Raw genomic sequence first — 16,398 nt, forward strand, 5'->3', positions numbered from 1 at the left:
TTTTCCGTCGCGGCTTTCGCTACAGTCGTTGCGAAAGAACACAGGATTCCTTGCAATGCCCAACACGACCGCCTTCGCCAAGCCGCGCCCCTGGACCGAGACCGCACCTGCACTGGTCGACGTCGCGATGGGCCGCAAGCCGGCCGACCTCGTCATCCGCAACGGTCGCTGGGTGAACGTGCATTCGGGCGAGATCATCCCCGGCACCGACCTGGCCATATCAGCCGGCCGCTTCGCATATTGCGGGCCCGACGCCAGCCACGCCATCGGCCAAGGCACCAAGGTCGTCGACGCCGGCGGGCGCTATCTCGTGCCGGGCCTGTGCGACGCGCATATGCATGTCGAGAGCGGCATGGTCACCGTCACCGAGTTTTCCCGCGCCGTCATTCCGCACGGCACCACCTCGATGTTCATCGATCCGCACGAGATCGCCAATGTGCTCGGCCTCAAGGGCGTCAGGCTGATGCATGACGAGGCGCTCGCCATGCCGATCAACGTCCATGTGCAGATGCCGTCCTGCGTGCCGTCGGCGCCGGGGCTGGAAAATGCCGGTGCGGTGCTGACCGTCGAGGACGTTGCCGAGGCGATGAGCTGGGAGAACATCGTCGGCCTGGGCGAAGTGATGAACTTCCCCGGTGTCGCCGCCAACAACCCGGTTATGACAGGCGAGATCGCCGAGACGGTGAAGGCCGGCAAAACCGTCGGCGGCCACTATGCTTCGCCCGACCTCGGCCTGCCGTTTCACGGCTATGTCGCCGGCGGGCCAGAGGATGACCATGAGGGCACCCGCGCCGAGGACGCTATCGCCCGCGTCCGTCAGGGCATGAAGGCGATGCTCCGTCTCGGCTCTGCCTGGTACGACGTTGCCAGCCAGATCAAGGCTGTGACCGAGATGGGCATCGACCCGCGCAACTTCATCCTCTGCACTGACGACAGCCATTCCGGCACGCTCGTTCATGACGGGCACATGGACCGCGTCGTTCGCCACGCCATCCAGCAGGGGTTGAAGCCGGTGACCGCGATCCAGATGGCGACGATCAACACCGCCCAGCATTTCCGCCTCGAGCGCGAGATCGGTTCGATCGCGCCGGGCCGGCTGGCCGACGTATTGATCGTCTCGGACCTGGCCGAGATGAGGATCGACGAGGTCTATGCCCGCGGCGTACGTGTCGCCAAGGCCGGCAAGCTCGACATCGACATTCCTGCCTATGCCTATCCCGCCGAGGCCAAGAACACGGTCAAGCTCGGCAAGCAGTTGGGTGCCGCCGACTTCGACATCAAGGCGCCGGAAGGCGCCAATGAAGTCCGCGTGCGCGTCATCGGCGTGATCGAGAACCAGGCGCCGACGCGTGCGTTGGAGGCCGACCTGCCGGTCGAGGACGGGCTGGTCGGCATGGACCGTCGCAACGACGTCTGCCAGATCGCGCTCGTCGAGCGCCACCGGTCCACGGGGCAGGTGACCAACGCCTTTGTATCGGGCTTCGGCTACATGAAGGACTGTGCGCTGGCCTCGACTGTCGCACATGACAGCCACCACATGATCGTCGTCGGCACCAACAAGGCCGACATGGCGCTTGCCGCCAACCGGCTCGGGCAGGTCGGCGGCGGCGTGGTGCTGTTCTCCCAGGGCAAGGAGCTGGCGCTGGTCGAGATGCCGATCGCCGGCCTGATGTCGGACGAGCGCGCCGAGATCGTCGCCGCCAAAGCCGACAAGCTTGTGCAGGCGATGCGCGACATGGGCTGCAGCCTCAACAACGCCTACATGCAGCACTCGCTGCTGGCGCTGGTGGTGATCCCCGAACTGCGTATCTCTGATGTCGGCCTGGTCGACGTCAGGACCTTCGAGAAGGTCGATCTGTTCGTCTGAGCTGGAGCGCCACGAGCAACGACAAAAGAAAGGGCGCCCGAGGCGCCCTCAGACTGCTGACAAACCCCTGGCGAGAGTTGGGGGTGGGGGGGGGGGGTGATTCAGTGGGTGATGTTGAAGCGAGCCGGCCCTGAACAAACCGCACTTGAGATCGTCACGCTCGATCAACTGGTTCCAGTTGATCACCTTCTGCGCAAGATCGATGGTGTTATCGATTTCTCGTTCATCCACGATCTGACAGCGCCGCTTTACTGCGCCGACAATGGTCGCCCGCCACTTGATCCGACCTTGATGTTCAAGGCGCTGTTCATCGGCTACCTGTTCGGGGTGCGCTCGGAGCGGCAATTGGTGCGAGAGATCGAGGTCAATGTCGCCTACCGGTGGTTCCTGCGGCTGAAGCTGACGGACAAGGTGTTCGACGCCTCGACATTGTCGCAGAACCGACGCCGGCGCTACCAGGACGAGACGATCGCGCAGGCGATCTTCGACCGCATTGTCGAGCAGGCGATCGGGGCAGGCTTGGTCGACGGCACGGTGCTCTACACCGACAGCACGCACCTGAAGGCCAATGCCAACAAGGGCAAGTACGACCTTGCCATGGTCGCCAAGTCGCGTGCCGACTACTGGGGCGAGCTCGACCGGGCGATCGATGCCGAACGGGCGTTGCACGGCCAGAAGGCGCTGAAGGAGCAGGAGCGGCAGCCTGCGGTGAAAGAGACGAAGGTCTCGCGCACCGATCCTGAGGCTGGCTATATGGTGCGCGAGGGCAAGCCGAAGGGCTTCTTTTATCTCGATCACCGCACGGTGGATGGCGGCTTCGGCATCATCACCGACACGTTTGCCACGCCGGCCAACGTGCATGACTCGATCGTCTATCTCGACCGGCTCGACCGCCAGGTGGAGCGTTTCGGCTTCGACGTCACGGCGGCGGGGCTGGATGCCGGCTATGCCACGCCAGGCATCGCCAAGGGCCTGGAGGACAGGAACATCCACGGTGTCGTCGGCTATCGCAACCCGACCCGGCCAAAGCCTGGCAAGATGAGGAAGGGCGCTTTCGTCCATGAGCCGGACCTTGACGGCTATCGTTGCCCGCAGGGCCAGTTGCTCACTTACGCCACCACCGATCGCGGCGGTTATCGCCACTACAGGAGCGACCCGACGATCTGCCGCAACTGTCCGCTGCTGGCGTCTTGCACATCAAACGCCAAGGCCGAGCGCACCATCACGCGCCATGTCTGGCAGGATGTCCGCGAGCGGGTCGATGCCAACCGCTTAACCGCATGGGGCAAGGCGATCTATCGACGCCGCAAGGAGACGGTCGAGCGATCCTTCGCCGATGCCAAGCAGCTCTTCGGCCATCGCTATGCCCGCTTCCGAAGGCGAACACGCGTCGCCTGCCAGTGCCTGATCGCAGCCGCCGCCCAGAACATGAAAAAGATCGCAATCAGCCTCTGGCCAAAGCCAAAACCAAGCCTCGCATGAGGCCAAAGCCGGCTCGCAACGGCCTTGGCATCTGCCCCCCGACATCAATCCAAAAAAGCTCAATCAACCCACAAAACAAAACCCCGCCGAAATTCGACGGGGTTTGTCAGCAGTCTGAGGGCGCCCGAGGCGCCCTTTTTCATTCCGGAGGTAAGCGGCCTTACTGCAGCCCGCCGAGCATGTTGATGCGGTCGGTGACCTCGCGGTCGCTGGCAAAGCCGTCGTCGGCGCGCAGGCGCTGGCCGAGCAGCTTCACCATCTGCGGGTTGTCGGCGAACTTGGTGTGGTTGAAGCTGTCCGCACCCCTTGCATCCGACAGGTCGACGACGATGACGCCGTATTCGGCGAGGTCGGCGGCGTTCTTGTAATCGCCGAGGCGCGGCTTGGAGCCGGCCAGGATGCCCGACAGCTTGAGTGCGCGGTCGTCGCCCGAGGTCATCAGGAAGAACGGCTTGGTCGGCTTGCCGTACCGGCGCATCTGGCTCTTGAATACGTCGACGTCGATGTCGGGTGAGGCGAGAACCACGTCGCCGAGCTTGCCGCCAAGGTCACGGTCGCCGGTCAGCGCCAGCTGGCGCAGCGCTTCCATGGTTACCCAAGTGCCCATCGAATGCGCGACGATGTCGATGCGGCGCGCACCCGACTGGGCGAGCATGCGCAGCGTCACCTCGAGCTGGTCACGTGCGGCCGCAGCACTTTCCCTGTCATAGACATAGTCGGTCGTGCTGCCGCCGGACGCCCATGAAAACAATACCGGCGTGCCGGTATAGCCTGAGTCATGCGCGATCTGGGTAGCGCGGTAGACGCCGGCGTCGAAGGAGGTGTTGTAGCCGTGCACGAACAGCATTGCGCGGCCGCCACGTGCGGCGATGTCGGCGCTGAGCGCCTTGGAGAATTCGGGCTGCGTCTGGTAGCCGACCGCGTTGGTGGCGGTGAAGAATTTGGTCGGATCCGGGTCCTTGCGGCCGCGCAGTTCGATCTGGCCGGTTTTGTGGACCTTGGGAACGGTCACGTCGACGCGGGCGAAGTTCAGCGTCGCCGAACGGTCGCGGTCGAAGACCTCCTTGTTGTCGGCGGCGTACTGGCGCGTCGAGGCGACGAAGATCGCATGGTTGCCGGCGATCTCCTGGACCGGGACATTGACCACGGCACCCGTCAAAAGCGCGCCGGACGGCTGCCCGATGCAACCGGACAACAGGAGGGCGACGATGACAAGGCAGTATTTCGACGGCGACACTTTGGCGATCTCTCTGACGGGCAGTGCATTCAGCATGCCTTCCTCCCGACCGGCTCATAGTGGCGGAAGTAAGTCGGGTCCAGCCGAAAGTAACAGCTTCGGCGGAAGTCGGTGGAGGAGTGTTGCCGGATTGCCGAAATTGTGGCGGAAACAAGGGCTTCCGCACCGGAGTTCACAGAGTTAGCGACCCCAGAAAGTTGGCGTGAAGATCACGAGCACGGCGAGGATTTCAAGGCGGCCGAGCAGCATTGCGGCCGAGCAGATCCACTTGGCGGCATCGGGCAGCGAGGCGAAGTTGCCGACGGGGCCGATGATCGGGCCGAGACCGGGGCCGACATTGGTGAGGGCGGTAAGCACGCCCGTCATCGACGTCACGAGATCGAGGCCGGTGGCTGCCATCAGGATCGTCCCGATGCCCCAGATGACGAAGAAGGACGCGATGAACAGGACCACCGCGCTTTGCATTTCAGGTGGCACGGAGCGGTCGCCATAGCGCACCGGCGTCACCGTGTTGGGATAGATCAGGCGGCGCAAGCCGTTGGCCAGAAGTTCGAAGAGGATCAGGAAACGGTAGGCCTTGATACCGCCGGTGGTGGAGCCGGAGCAGCCGCCGAGAAAGGTGGCGACGAAAATGCAGGCGACGGCAAACGGCCCCCAGAGCGTGTAGTCGTCGGAAGCGAAACCGGTCGTCGAGATGATCGACATGAAGTTGAAGGCGGTGTGGCTGAGGGTCATGAAGAACGGCATGCCGGTGCGGACGCTGAGATAGACTGCGACCGCCACCGCAAAGACGACGTAGTAGCCGGCAAAGATCCGGATCTGCGGGTCGCGCAGCGCGTCGAGCCGGCCGCGAACGGCAAACAGGATCATGATCGAAAACGGCAGCGAGCCGATGAACATGAAGGTGGTTCCGATCCACAGGATCGCAGGCTCGCCTGCATAACGCATGAAGGACGTGTCGCTGGTCGACATGCCGCCCGTGGCGAGCGTTGCCATGGCGTGATTGACTGCATCGAAGCCAGTCATGCCTGCGGCAGCGTAGGCGAAAGCGCAGGTGACGACGAGCGTGGTGTAGATGCCGATCAGGCTGACCGTGAAGGTCTGGAAACGCTCGAAGGGGCGGTCTTCAATGTCGGAGGATTCGATCTTGAAGTAGGAAACGCCGCCGATATTGAGGAACGGCAGCAGGAACAGGCCGAGCGCAATGACGCCGAGGCCGCCCATGTAGTTGAGCAGCGAGCGCCAGATCAGAACGCCTGGAGGCGCGGTGTCGAGCCCGCTGATGACGGTCGAGCCTGTCGTGGTGATGCCCGAGACCGATTCAAAAAAGGCATCTGTGACGCTGAGCTGCAGTGACGACGTCATGAACGGCACGGCCCCCGCGATCGCCAGCGTGAGCCAGAGGAAATTGACCAGCAGGAAGCCGAAGCGGGTGTTGGCGGGAGGCGTGCGCCCCTGTGTCGCCAGCGCTATGGCCAGCGACAGGCCGCCCATGAACAAGGCGGTGAAGGCGAAGGAGCGCCAGTCGTCATTGCCGTAATAGAGGTCGACGGCCGCCGGAAGGAGCATTGCAACGGACAGGTAGATGGCAAAGACGGCTGCGATGTGGATCGCGGCGCGGACGGCAATTCTGTTCACCGAGACGTATCCCCAAATGTATCGCGGCGAGCCAATCTGTCGGCCTGGACCTGGTGGCGGGAGCCGGACAGTGGCTTCACGGCGCCGAATATGCAATAGCGCAGGGACGCGGGCCACAGCATTTGCCCGGTCGATTTCAGGAGTGCCTTCGCCATGACCAGTTTTGCCGAAAGGGTTTCGCTGGCAGCCGGGGCAGTCAGGCAGCTGTTTCCCGAGACGCCGCTGCAGGAGAACGACTATCTCTCGCGCAAGACTGGCGCACGCGTGCTGTTGAAGCGCGAAGACCTTACGCCGGTGCGCTCTTACAAGATCCGCGGCGCGTTGAACTTCTTCCGCAAGACGCTTGCCGCCGGCAATGAGGCCGAGCTGTTCGTCTGTGCGTCGGCCGGCAATCACGCCCAGGGTTTTGCCTTCGTCTGCCGGCATTTCGCCAAGCGGGGCGTGGTGTTCATGCCGGTGACGACGCCACAGCAGAAGATCGACAAGACGCGGCTGTTCGGTGGCGAGTTCGTCGAGATCAAGCTCGTCGGCGACTTCTTCGACGACTGCTATCGCGCCGCCCTGGAGTTTTGCGAAAGCTCGGGCGGCCACATGGTGCCGCCTTTCGACCACAAGGACATCATCGAAGGCCAGGCGACAGTGGCGCTCGAGATTGCCGCCCAGATGCCGAATGGGCGTGCACCCGACATGGTGCTGCTGCCGGTCGGCGGCGGCGGATTGTCGGCCGGCGTGACGCGCTATTTCGCCGAGACGGGTGCTGCACCACGCTTCGTCTTCTGCGAGCCGGCGGGTGCGCCCAGCCTGCGCGACAGCCTCGCCACCGGCAAACGGGTCAAGCTCGCCAAGGTCGACAATTTCGTCGACGGTGCGGCCGTGGGCGAGCTCGGTCGCGAGCCGCTGCGCCTGCTCAAGGACTTTCCGGCCGACAGCGTCCATCTGGTTCCGGAGAACCGCCTCTGCGCCACGATGATCGAGATGCTCAATATCGAGGGCGTGGTGCTGGAACCTGCCGGTGCCTTGGCGATCGACACACTCAAGGACTTCTCGAAGAAAGAGCTCAAGGGCAAGACCGTGGTGGCGGTGGTGTCGGGCGGTAATTTCGACTTCGAGCGCCTGCCCGACGTCAAGGAGCGGGCGCTGCGCTTCGAGGGGTTGAAGAAATACTTCATCATCCGCTTCCCCCAGCGGCCCGGCGCGCTGCGTGATTTCCTCGAACTCATGGGCCCGGACGACGACATCACGCGTTTCGAATATCTCAAGAAGTCGGCACGCAATTTCGGCTCGGTGCTGATCGGCATCGAAACCAAGGACCGGCGCAACTTCGACCTGCTCAAGGCGCGTTTCGATGTCGAGGGCGTGCAGTACCAGGACATCACCGACAACGAGACGCTGGGCGGCTTCATCATATGAGCGTGTTCGTCGCGCTGTTTTCCGGCATCAATGTCGGCGGCAACCGCCTCGTCAGGATGGCTGAACTCAGGACATTCTTCGAAGAGCTCGGCTTTGCCGACGTTGCGACCTACATCCAGAGCGGCAACGTGGTGTTCGGAGCCGAGGCTTCCGAAGCCGGTCCACTGACCGAGCGTATCGAGGCGGCGTTCGAAAAGCGCTGGGGCTTTCGCTCGCGTATCATGGTGCGCGACCTCGGCTGGCTCGAGGCGCTGGTGGCAAGCAATCCTTATCCCGAAGTGGCAGATGATCCGACCAGGCTGCATGCGAGCGCGCTGGAGCGTGAGCCGACCGCCGAAGAGATCGCGCGGCTGGCGGAGCGCTGCACCGGTCCTGAAAGCTTCGCGGTCAAGGGCGACGTTCTCTACCTTCACGCCCCCGATGGTCTCGGCAAGTCAAAGTTCGCCGAGATGCTGCCGCGCACCCTGAAGGTGCCGGGCACGATGCGCAACTGGCGCACCGTGCTGACCTTGCTCGACATGGCCCGGAAGGCCTGAGCCTCCCCGGCGTGTCCTGCTGTCGAAACCGGTCCCGGTTTCGGGCTGGCGCTGTTACCAGCTGCCGATATTGGGCATCGACAGCCAGGGTTCCGCCGGGGTCTGGCGCTCACCCTTCTGCAGCAGTTCGATCGAGATGCCGTCGGGCGACTTGATGAAGGCCATGTTGCCGTCGCGCGGCGGGCGATTGATGGTGACACCCTTGTTCATCAGGTCTTGGCAGGTGGCGTAGATGTCGTCGACCTCATAAGCGAGGTGGCCGAAATTGCGGCCGCCCTGATAGTCTTCCGTGTCCCAGTTGAAAGTCAGCTCGAGCAACGGCGTCTGGCGCTCGCTGCCGGCGCCGACGTCTTCGTCGGCGGCGAGGAAGATCAGCGTGTAGCGACCCTTCTCGTTGGTGGAGCGACGGATCTCCTTCATGCCGAACTTGTTGCAGTAGAAGTCCAGTGAGGCGTCGACGTCTTTGACGCGGACCATGGTGTGCAGATAGCGCATCGCTGTTCCTTGGGTTGGGGTTCGGCGCGATACATAGGGCGGGGCCCGCACGCTCGGCAACCATGGCTATGCGTTTTCTGCGGAACTGGCGCGAAGCTTGTGGCTATCCGGGGGGCAAGTCGAAAAATGGCCGGTCGGCCCTTGCGTAAGACCAAAACGGAAGTGTTAATCTTATCTCAAGAATCAGTAATGGCGTTTGCAAGGAAAGGGGGCGTTCTGATGGGGGAAAAGGCCTCTCTCGTGGTGCAGAACGGCACTGGCCGTGACGCTTTCGAGCTCGACGACAGCCACGACGGTGTCGGTCTGGTCGAGCTTTCGGGCGCCATCAAATGGTTTGACGTGGCCAAGGGCTACGGCTTTATTCTTCCCGACAACGGAATTGGCAGCGACGTGCTGCTGCATGTCACCTGCCTGCGCCGCGACGGCTTCCAGACGGCGCTCGAAGGCGCCCGCGTCGTTTGCCTGGTCAAGCAGGGCGACCGCGGCCTGCAGGCCTTCCGCGTCCTCTCCATCGACAATTCGACCGCGGTGCACCCTGCCGAAATGCAGGAGCAGCGCACCCATGTCTCGGTCACGCCCGAAAGCGGGCTCGAGCGCGCGCTGGTCAAGTGGTTCAACCGAACCAAGGGTTTTGGCTTCCTGACGCGCGGTGAAGGCACCGAGGACATCTTCGTCCACATGGAAACGCTGCGTCGCTTCGGCGTCACCGAGCTTCGGCCGGGGCAGGTGGTGCTGGTTCGTTTCGGCAAGGGCGACAAAGGCCTTATGGCTGCCGAAATTCACCCCGATCTAGGGACCTTGCCGGTTTCGCACTAGGTTTCAGGTGAAGCCGGCCTGCAAATGGCGGCTTTCTGCGCTTCCGGCGCTCACGGACCTGAATGTCAGCTCTGCTCCGGTTCTCGAAATCCACCATTTTCGGATCGGCCTGACCAGAAACGCGAACGCGCCCCGAAGATGGATTTGATGATCACACGTAAATCGCTGCTGGCTGGAGCCCTCGGCGCTGCATTGTTTGCGGCGCCGGCCATTGTCGTTTCGTTGGTTGCCACCGGGGCCAGCATTGCCCAGGAGGCGATGAAGCTGCCGGTCGATGCCGAGCCACTGATCGCTGCCACCGCCAGGGGCGACGTGCCGTTCCGTATCGAGATTGCCGACGAGCCGGGCGAACGCTCGATGGGACTGATGTTCCGCAAGGACCTTGCCGACGACCAGGGCATGCTGTTCGTGTTCGAGCAGACCCAGCCGGTCGGCTTCTGGATGAAGAACACGCCATTGCCGCTCGACCTGGTCTTTGTCGGTCCCGACGGCAAGGTGCTCGACGTCCTGCCGGGCACGCCATTTTCGGAAGCGGTCATCGCACCCGACGAGCCGGCGCGCTTCGTGCTCGAACTCAAGGCCGGCACGGCAGCCAGGTCGGGCATTGCCGACGGCGTCAGGCTCAGGCATCGCGCAATCACGGCTGCCGCCGGCAATCCGGGCTGACGCCAGACCTGGGCCAAAGACCATTCGGAGCAACGATGGCTATCGATCATTTTTCCCATGAAGGTTTCGACCTGGCGTTTCTCGACCTGCCGCCGGCGGGCGCCGGCAGCGGCGAGCCGGTGCTGATGATTCATGGCTTTGCCTCCAGCCACTTCGTGAACTGGGTGTCGCCGGGCTGGTTCAAGACGCTGACCGAAGCCGGATACCGCGCCATCGCCTTCGATCATCGCGGCCATGGCGGCTCGACCAAGAGTTACAACGAGGCCGACTACACGCCGAGCAAGATGGCCAGCGATGCGGTGGCCCTGCTCGACCATCTCGGCATCGAGCGTGCCCATGTCATGGGCTATTCGATGGGCGCGCGCGTCTCGGCGTTCATGGCGCTGGAGGCGCCCGACCGGGTGGCGACGCTGGTGTTCGGCGGGCTCGGCATCGGCATGGTCGACGGTGTCGGCGACTGGGACCCGATCGCCGCCGCACTGCTGGCTGAGGACCCTGCTGCGATTACACAGCCGCGGGCCAGGATGTTCCGCGCCTTCGCCGACCAGACGCGCAGCGACAAAAAGGCACTCGCCGCCTGCATTTCGACCTCACGCGAACTGGTGACCGACAACGACATCAGGCGGATCATGCAGCCGACCTTGGTCGCCGTCGGCACCAAGGACGATATCGCCGGCTCTCCCGAGCAACTGGCACGCCTGATGCCGCATGGCGAAAGCTTCGATATCGAAGGCCGCGACCACATGTTGGCCGTCGGCGACAGGACGTTCAAGAAGCGCGTTCTGGAGTTTTATGCCGAGCACCCGCTCTGAGCGTCAGCCGCCAAGTTTTGTCAGCGAGCGCTCCATGTTGGCTCGTGCTTCGGCTTCGAACCGCGTCACGAAGATGTCGGTATGGAAAATACGAGGCCGCGCCAGGAAATTGCGCAGCACCGCACCGCGACCGGCGCACCAGTCGGTGTCGCTGACCCAGCCATATTCGCGCCTGACGGCGTCTTCATAGGCGTCGAAGATGTCAGCCGGGGCACCGAGGATCGACAGATCCATGTCGAGCAAAAGGGCTGCGTCGACCTTGGCTGCCGCATCTTCGAAGGCAGGCACCTCATGGCTGGCGGTGGCCTCGATCATCCTGACGATGCCGGCGAGGCGAGCGGCGTCGACCCGCCCATTGAGCCTGTCGGCGGCCAGCGCTGCACTTTGCGCCTCATTGTCCTTGGCGCGGCTGTCATAGATCGCGTCATGGAACCAGATCGCCGCCTCGACCGCCTCGGCATCGGCGAACTGGGCGCGGTACTCCGTCAGCAGCCCCAGCAAAGCCTCGATGTGGCGGATGCCGTGGTAATGGCGGTCGTCGGCCTGATAGAGGGCGGTCAGTTCCGCCTTGGTGGCGTCGTCGATCAAAGACATGTCACCGCCCCTTGAACACGGGTGTGCGCCGGCCGGCAAAGGCGGCGCGGCCCTCGACATAGTCGTCGCTGAGAAAGGTGGCGTCGCCGGCGGCCCGGGCAAGGGCCGTGTCGCCGGCGTCGCGGCTCAACACCGCGCGGATGGCCGCCTTGGAGGCGCGCACCGACAGGGGCGCATTCTCGGCAATTGTCCTGCTGATCTCGCCGACGCGGGCATCGAAACGCTCGGGTTCGACGGTTTCGAGCAGGAACCCTGCAGAGAGGGCTGCCTGCGCATCGATGCGGCCGGCGGTGTAGGTGAGATATCTCGCCATCTGCGGCCCGGCGGCCCAGACGATGTCGCCCATCGCGTCCTGCGGGTAGGCGAGGCCAAGGCGTGCCGCGGGCACGGCAAACAGGGCGTCCGGCGTGGCGATGCGCAGGTCGCAGGCCGCCGCCAGGCCGAAGCCGCCGCCGAAGCAGATGCCGCGGATCGCCGCGATGACGGGAATGGCGCTGTTGCGCAGGGCGGCGAAGGCCGCCGAATTGGTCGCCTCATAGGCGCGTGCACTGTCGGCATCGCCGCGCAATGTATCGAATTCGGAGATGTCGGCGCCGGCGGAAAAGTCCTGGCCCGCGCCGCTGAGGACGATGACACGGATGTCGGGATTGGACGACGACAGGAGGACATGACGGGCCAGGTCGACCCACATCGCCTGGGTGACGGCGTTCTTGCGCGACGGGCGGTTGATGACGATCGTGGCAACGCCACCGGCCGTCGTGACCAGCAAGGGTTCAGTTTCCATGGCGCCTTGAATATCCGCGAACCAAATCCACTTGATCGAGCACTAAGGAAAATTGAGTTCAATAGTGCTAACATCTGGCTTATATGTCCCGCGCGGGAATGCACAAGCCGGCAGTGAACGGAGACCGTCGATGAACACCATATCCGCAGCGCGCCCAAGCTCGGTGAAGCCGGTCGATCCGATCTGGCGATCGGTGCGTGACGAAGCGACCGATGCGGTTGCGGGCGACCCGCTGCTGGCGGCATTTCTTTATGCCACGATCCTGAACCAGGACACGCTCGAGGAAGCGGTGATCCACCGTCTGGCCGAGCGCCTGGCGCATCAGGATCTCGGCGCCGACCTGATCCGCCAGACCTTCTATGCCATGCTGGAAGATCGGCCGGAGTGGAGCGACACGGTGCGCACCGACATCCAGGCCTATTACGATCGCGATCCTGCCTGCGACCGCTATCTGATGCCCGTGCTCTACTTCAAGGGCTTCCACGCCATCCAGACGCATCGCCTGGCGCACTGGCTGTGGAACCGCGGCCGCAAGGATTTCGCGCTCTATCTGCAGAGCCGCTCGTCCTCGGTGTTCCAGACCGACATCAACCCGGCCGCGCGCATGGGCAAGGGCATCTTCATCGATCATGCCACCGGTCTCGTCGTCGGTGAAACCGCCGTCGTCGAGGACGACGTCTCGATCCTGCATGGCGTGACGCTGGGCGGCACCGGCAAGGCCGGGGGCGACCGCCACCCCAAGATTCGCTACGGCGTGCTGATCGGCGCCGGCGCCAAGATCCTCGGCAACATCGAGGTCGGCCACTGCTCCAAGATCGCCGCGGGTTCGGTGGTGCTGTCGCCGGTGCCGCACAACAAGACGGTGGCAGGTGTTCCGGCGCGCGTCGTCGGCGAAACCGGCTGCGACCGACCGTCGAGCCAGATGGACCAGCTGCTGCCGTCGCAGACCATGGATCACGTCGTCAGCTTCGATATCTGAGATTGCGTGCCGGCGCCCGTGACGGGCGCTGGCGCGATTTGCGCGGGGGTAAGCCAAGCCTTGCCTTTACAGCGCCATGGTTGGCGTGTCAGAAGCGCGTCTCTTAACGACAAGCCGGAGAAGCCAGTTGAAGCCGGAAGAAATCCGAAAACTCGACGCCTATTTCAAGCGTCAGTTCCAGAACCCCAACCTTCAGGTCAAGGCACGTCCGCGCAAGGACGACTCGGCTGAGGTCTATATCGGCGACGAATTCCTCGGCATCGTTTTCAAGGACGAGGACGACGGCGACTACAATTTCTCGATGGCGATCCTCGACGTCGATCTGGGCTGACCAATCGCTCGGCCCCTGCGCCGCGCGGCGACGTTCGCGCGGCAGCTACTTCACGTGCAGCATGGCATTCGCCTTGGCGATCACCGCCCGGTCCAGCGCACGCCACTCTCCCAGAAGCTCCCTCGGAAATCTGTAGGTCAGGCTCAGATCCTTGCCGACGAAGACGTCGCGCTCGCAAGGCGCGAGCGATTCCTCAGCCTCCGTGCCGCTGAGGCAGCGAGCGACGAAGGGTGGTTCGCCGTTGCGCGCGGCAACCGCAAGCACCTCGTTGAGATAGCCTGAGTTCTCGGTGAAGCCGAACAGCGTCATGCCTTCGGGGCCCGGTACGCCCGGCTTGACGGTCAGTTCGCTGTAGATTGGCGCAAGACGGCCGCTCATGTCGCGGGTCATCATGCGCGGTTCTAGGCTGAGAAAGACGATGCGCTTGTGGCCGTCGAGATTGTTGAATGCCGGCCGTGCCGCCTCGCTGTAGCCGTCCATTTCGGGCCAGCGCAGATAGAGATCGAGGCGCCCGGCAATGCCGTCGCGGCGGGCCTTCTCGAAGCGGATCATGTTGGCGGGGGCTGAAATGACGTCGTTGCCGATGACGATTTCGCGCGGTGCGACCTCATCTGTGTAGCCGGCCATGGCGATGGTCTGGCCGAACCAGCGGCCGCCCAGACTGATCGCCACCGAAAGTATGGCGAGCACGGCAAAGCCGTAGAAGACCTTCATCATCAGCGCCGAATCGACGACGTCGAAACCGGAATTGTCGGCCGTCTCTTGCTTCATCTGATGTCTCCAGAGCGGCCACGGCTGGCATTTGCCTTCGCGTCATGCGCCTTGCCGGGCCGGTAACCCCAGCTCCCGTTCGTTCGGGAGCCCGATATCTGTTCGACATTGCGTGCGCATGGTTAATGGCGCGTTAAGGCTGTGTTGCACGCTTGCCTTGTGGCGATGCGCTCCATAGGTTGCGCGCGCCAAAGAAAAGGAATTGACGATGCCGCTTTACGCAATCGACGGGGTCGAGCCGCAGTTCGAGGACCGCGCCACCAGCTGGATCGCGCCCGATGCGGCGGTGGTTGGCGATGTCAGGATCGGGCGCGACGTCGGCATCTGGTTCGGGACAGCCATCCGCGGCGACCGCGAGCCGATCACCATCGGCGCCCGCAGCAATGTCCAGGAACATACGGTAATGCACACCGATCCGGGCTTTCCGCTCACAATCGGCGAGGGCTGCACCATCGGCCACAGGGCTATCCTGCATGGCTGCACGGTCGGCGACAATTCGCTGATCGGCATGGGCGCGATCGTGCTCAATGGCGCCAGGATCGGCAGGAACTGCCTTGTCGGTGCCGGTGCACTGGTGACAGAAGGCAAGGAATTTCCCGACAATTCGCTGATTGTCGGCTCCCCCGCCAAGGTGATCCGCACACTCGATGACGCAGCCGCCGACCGGCTGCGCAAGTCCGCGGACGATTACGTCGCCAACCAGCGCCGGTTTTCCGGCGGGCTGAAGAAGCGCGAGGACTAGGCGAGACGGCCGACTCGCGAAGGCTGCGCCGCGCGGCGCAGCGACGCCAGGCTTCTGAACACAGCCGCTGCGTTTCGGCATTTTCGCAGCCAGGGAAACTCATCCCCGCGACCGCGGGCTTATCTTGAGCCTGACCACCTTGCCCGGCGGCATTTCGTTTGCACCCTGGCTTGCCTGAAAAGGCGGAGCCGGCCCGGGGATGGGCCGGCTCCTAGACCCGGTCGTTGGGGACGGGGAGGGTGGGGACGCGACCGGGTTTTCTCACCAGCGCATGCCCCCGAAAACCGGGGCCGATTTTCGGAATGCCATGCACCGATTCATAGGGCTGCAGCTGCCTTGGCGCGCCTCTCATAGGGCGCGCCCGGGGCTGCTGCGCTTAGCGAACCGACGCCACCGCGTCGGCGCGGCCGTCGTTGATCGCAATCCAGACGCCCGAATTCCGCTCCGACTGGCGCTTGAGATAGGTGTATTCGGTCTCGTCCCAGGCCAGGACCCGCGTGTCGAGGTTGTCGAGGATGTATTCGCCGAGGCTGGTTCGCACCGTCAGGACTGCATGGCCGTCGCCATTGGGCTGGCGCACGACGGTGATCAGCAGATTGCCGGCGGGGACGCCCAGCTCCATCAGGTTGCGGCGCTTTTCCAGAACATAGTCCTCGCAGTCGCCGGCGCCGTTGTCGGGATAGGACCAGACTTCTTCCTGGCCCCACATTTCCATGTCGGTGCGCGGCGCGACGTCGGTGTTGACCTTGTCGTTGATGGCAATCATCGCCTTCCACAGGCTGCGGGTCAGCTCGACCGGCTTGCTGCTTGCGGTCTTTTCATTGCACTCGATCGGCGAGCGCTTGCACAGCTCATAGTGGCCGACCGGCTGGGTGGTGCGGCCGTTGGTCTGCATGACTGCCGGTGTCGCCATGGCGGCGCTGACGGCACCTGCCTGAATTGTCGTGGCCAGAAGCAGAAGCCATCCCCGACGCATGTTCATTTTGTTGTCTCCCCGTTTGAGGTGACAATGACAGGTCCGGATTTATTTGACGCAAAACTGCGAAGTAGATGTTGAGTAAAAACAAAAGAGAAATTGCGGAAACAAAGAATAGAACAATAATAAAACTTGCGGAAAATTTGATTACATTTTTATCGAATTTGGCATGACGACGCTGCGTGCCGCAGGGATCGGGCAAATCAGGTCCGAGTGGCATGACCTGTTTCGCGGGCTTGGGTGGTAAGCCCGGTTTGTCCGG

General features: G+C 63.5%; 17 protein-coding genes. 10 read left to right on the forward strand and 7 right to left on the reverse strand.

The window, feature by feature from the left end:
- Window positions 1–55 precede the first annotated feature (55 nt).
- On the forward strand, window positions 56–1,867 hold the full coding sequence (ade, locus tag N7E70_RS15525; RefSeq protein ID WP_263006884.1) for an adenine deaminase: 1,812 nt from the start codon (window positions 56–58) through the stop codon (window positions 1,865–1,867).
- A 111-nt stretch (window positions 1,868–1,978) separates the two neighbouring features.
- Window positions 1,979–3,349 (forward strand): IS1182 family transposase, encoded by a 1,371-nt coding sequence (locus N7E70_RS15530; RefSeq protein WP_263006885.1) that lies wholly within the window; start codon window positions 1,979–1,981, stop codon window positions 3,347–3,349.
- Between the two features lie 160 nt (window positions 3,350–3,509).
- On the opposite strand, the gene N7E70_RS15535 is transcribed toward N7E70_RS15530, so the two are convergent.
- Both N7E70_RS15535 and N7E70_RS15540 read right to left on the reverse strand, forming a co-directional pair.
- Complete coding sequence (locus N7E70_RS15535; RefSeq protein WP_067961506.1) at window positions 3,510–4,622, reverse strand: alpha/beta hydrolase; 1,113 nt, start codon at window positions 4,620–4,622, stop codon at window positions 3,510–3,512.
- 144 nt (window positions 4,623–4,766) lie between these two features.
- On the reverse strand, window positions 4,767–6,224 hold the full coding sequence (locus tag N7E70_RS15540) for a TrkH family potassium uptake protein (RefSeq protein WP_067961509.1): 1,458 nt from the start codon (window positions 6,222–6,224) through the stop codon (window positions 4,767–4,769).
- Between the two features lie 153 nt (window positions 6,225–6,377).
- On the opposite strand from N7E70_RS15540, the gene ilvA reads away from it, so the two are divergent.
- Together ilvA and N7E70_RS15550 are read left to right on the forward strand one after the other, a co-directional pair.
- Complete coding sequence (ilvA, locus tag N7E70_RS15545) at window positions 6,378–7,634, forward strand: threonine ammonia-lyase IlvA (RefSeq protein ID WP_154384025.1); 1,257 nt, start codon at window positions 6,378–6,380, stop codon at window positions 7,632–7,634.
- Complete coding sequence (locus N7E70_RS15550) at window positions 7,631–8,170, forward strand: DUF1697 domain-containing protein (protein WP_263006888.1); 540 nt, start codon at window positions 7,631–7,633, stop codon at window positions 8,168–8,170. Before ilvA ends, N7E70_RS15550 begins: the two co-directional genes overlap by 4 nt.
- Before the next feature lie 54 nt (window positions 8,171–8,224).
- Here N7E70_RS15550 and gloA read toward each other — a convergent pair whose 3' ends face one another.
- Complete coding sequence (gloA, locus tag N7E70_RS15555; protein ID WP_067961516.1) at window positions 8,225–8,665, reverse strand: lactoylglutathione lyase; 441 nt, start codon at window positions 8,663–8,665, stop codon at window positions 8,225–8,227.
- A gap of 219 nt (window positions 8,666–8,884) precedes the next feature.
- Between gloA and N7E70_RS15560 the strand changes: the two genes are divergently transcribed.
- The 3 genes from N7E70_RS15560 to N7E70_RS15570 all read left to right on the forward strand — a co-directional run bounded on the left by N7E70_RS15560 (window position 8,885) and on the right by N7E70_RS15570 (window position 10,959).
- Window positions 8,885–9,481: a cold-shock protein gene (locus N7E70_RS15560; protein WP_067961518.1), complete on the forward strand. Its 597-nt coding sequence runs from the start codon at window positions 8,885–8,887 to the stop codon at window positions 9,479–9,481.
- Between the two features lie 147 nt (window positions 9,482–9,628).
- The gene (locus N7E70_RS15565) at window positions 9,629–10,147 is read left to right on the forward strand and encodes a DUF192 domain-containing protein (protein ID WP_263006889.1); all 519 of its coding nucleotides are present in this window, start codon (window positions 9,629–9,631) and stop codon (window positions 10,145–10,147) included.
- Between the two features lie 41 nt (window positions 10,148–10,188).
- The gene (locus tag N7E70_RS15570; RefSeq protein WP_263006941.1) at window positions 10,189–10,959 is read left to right on the forward strand and encodes an alpha/beta fold hydrolase; all 771 of its coding nucleotides are present in this window, start codon (window positions 10,189–10,191) and stop codon (window positions 10,957–10,959) included.
- A 3-nt stretch (window positions 10,960–10,962) separates the two neighbouring features.
- On the opposite strand, the gene N7E70_RS15575 is transcribed toward N7E70_RS15570, so the two are convergent.
- Window positions 10,963–11,553, reverse strand: a complete 591-nt coding sequence (locus N7E70_RS15575) for an HD domain-containing protein (RefSeq protein WP_192316018.1) — start codon at window positions 11,551–11,553, stop codon at window positions 10,963–10,965.
- A gap of 1 nt (window position 11,554) precedes the next feature.
- Entirely contained in the window at window positions 11,555–12,337 is a 783-nt protein-coding gene (locus N7E70_RS15580) for an enoyl-CoA hydratase-related protein (protein ID WP_263006890.1), read from the reverse strand.
- A gap of 130 nt (window positions 12,338–12,467) precedes the next feature.
- On the opposite strand from N7E70_RS15580, the gene cysE reads away from it, so the two are divergent.
- On the forward strand, window positions 12,468–13,316 hold the full coding sequence (cysE, locus tag N7E70_RS15585) for a serine O-acetyltransferase (RefSeq protein ID WP_067961524.1): 849 nt from the start codon (window positions 12,468–12,470) through the stop codon (window positions 13,314–13,316).
- Between the two features lie 127 nt (window positions 13,317–13,443).
- Entirely contained in the window at window positions 13,444–13,647 is a 204-nt protein-coding gene (locus N7E70_RS15590; protein ID WP_067961526.1) for a DUF3126 family protein, read from the forward strand.
- Window positions 13,648–13,692: 45 nt separating this feature from the next.
- Here N7E70_RS15590 and N7E70_RS15595 read toward each other — a convergent pair whose 3' ends face one another.
- A complete protein-coding gene (locus N7E70_RS15595; protein ID WP_067961527.1) occupies window positions 13,693–14,418 on the reverse strand; it encodes a hypothetical protein in 726 nt (241 codons plus the stop codon).
- Between the two features lie 208 nt (window positions 14,419–14,626).
- Between N7E70_RS15595 and N7E70_RS15600 the strand changes: the two genes are divergently transcribed.
- Window positions 14,627–15,160 carry a gamma carbonic anhydrase family protein gene (locus N7E70_RS15600; RefSeq protein WP_067961529.1) on the forward strand — a complete coding sequence of 178 codons (534 nt, stop codon included), beginning with the start codon at window positions 14,627–14,629 and terminating at the stop codon, window positions 15,158–15,160.
- Between the two features lie 376 nt (window positions 15,161–15,536).
- Here N7E70_RS15600 and N7E70_RS15605 read toward each other — a convergent pair whose 3' ends face one another.
- Window positions 15,537–16,142, reverse strand: coding sequence for a transglutaminase-like cysteine peptidase (locus N7E70_RS15605; protein WP_067961531.1), 606 nt, complete (start codon window positions 16,140–16,142; stop codon window positions 15,537–15,539).
- Window positions 16,143–16,398: the final 256 nt, after the last annotated feature.

It is taken from the genome of Aminobacter sp. NyZ550, assembly GCF_025628925.2.
GTDB classification, from domain to species: Bacteria; Pseudomonadota; Alphaproteobacteria; order Rhizobiales; family Rhizobiaceae; genus Aminobacter; species Aminobacter ciceronei.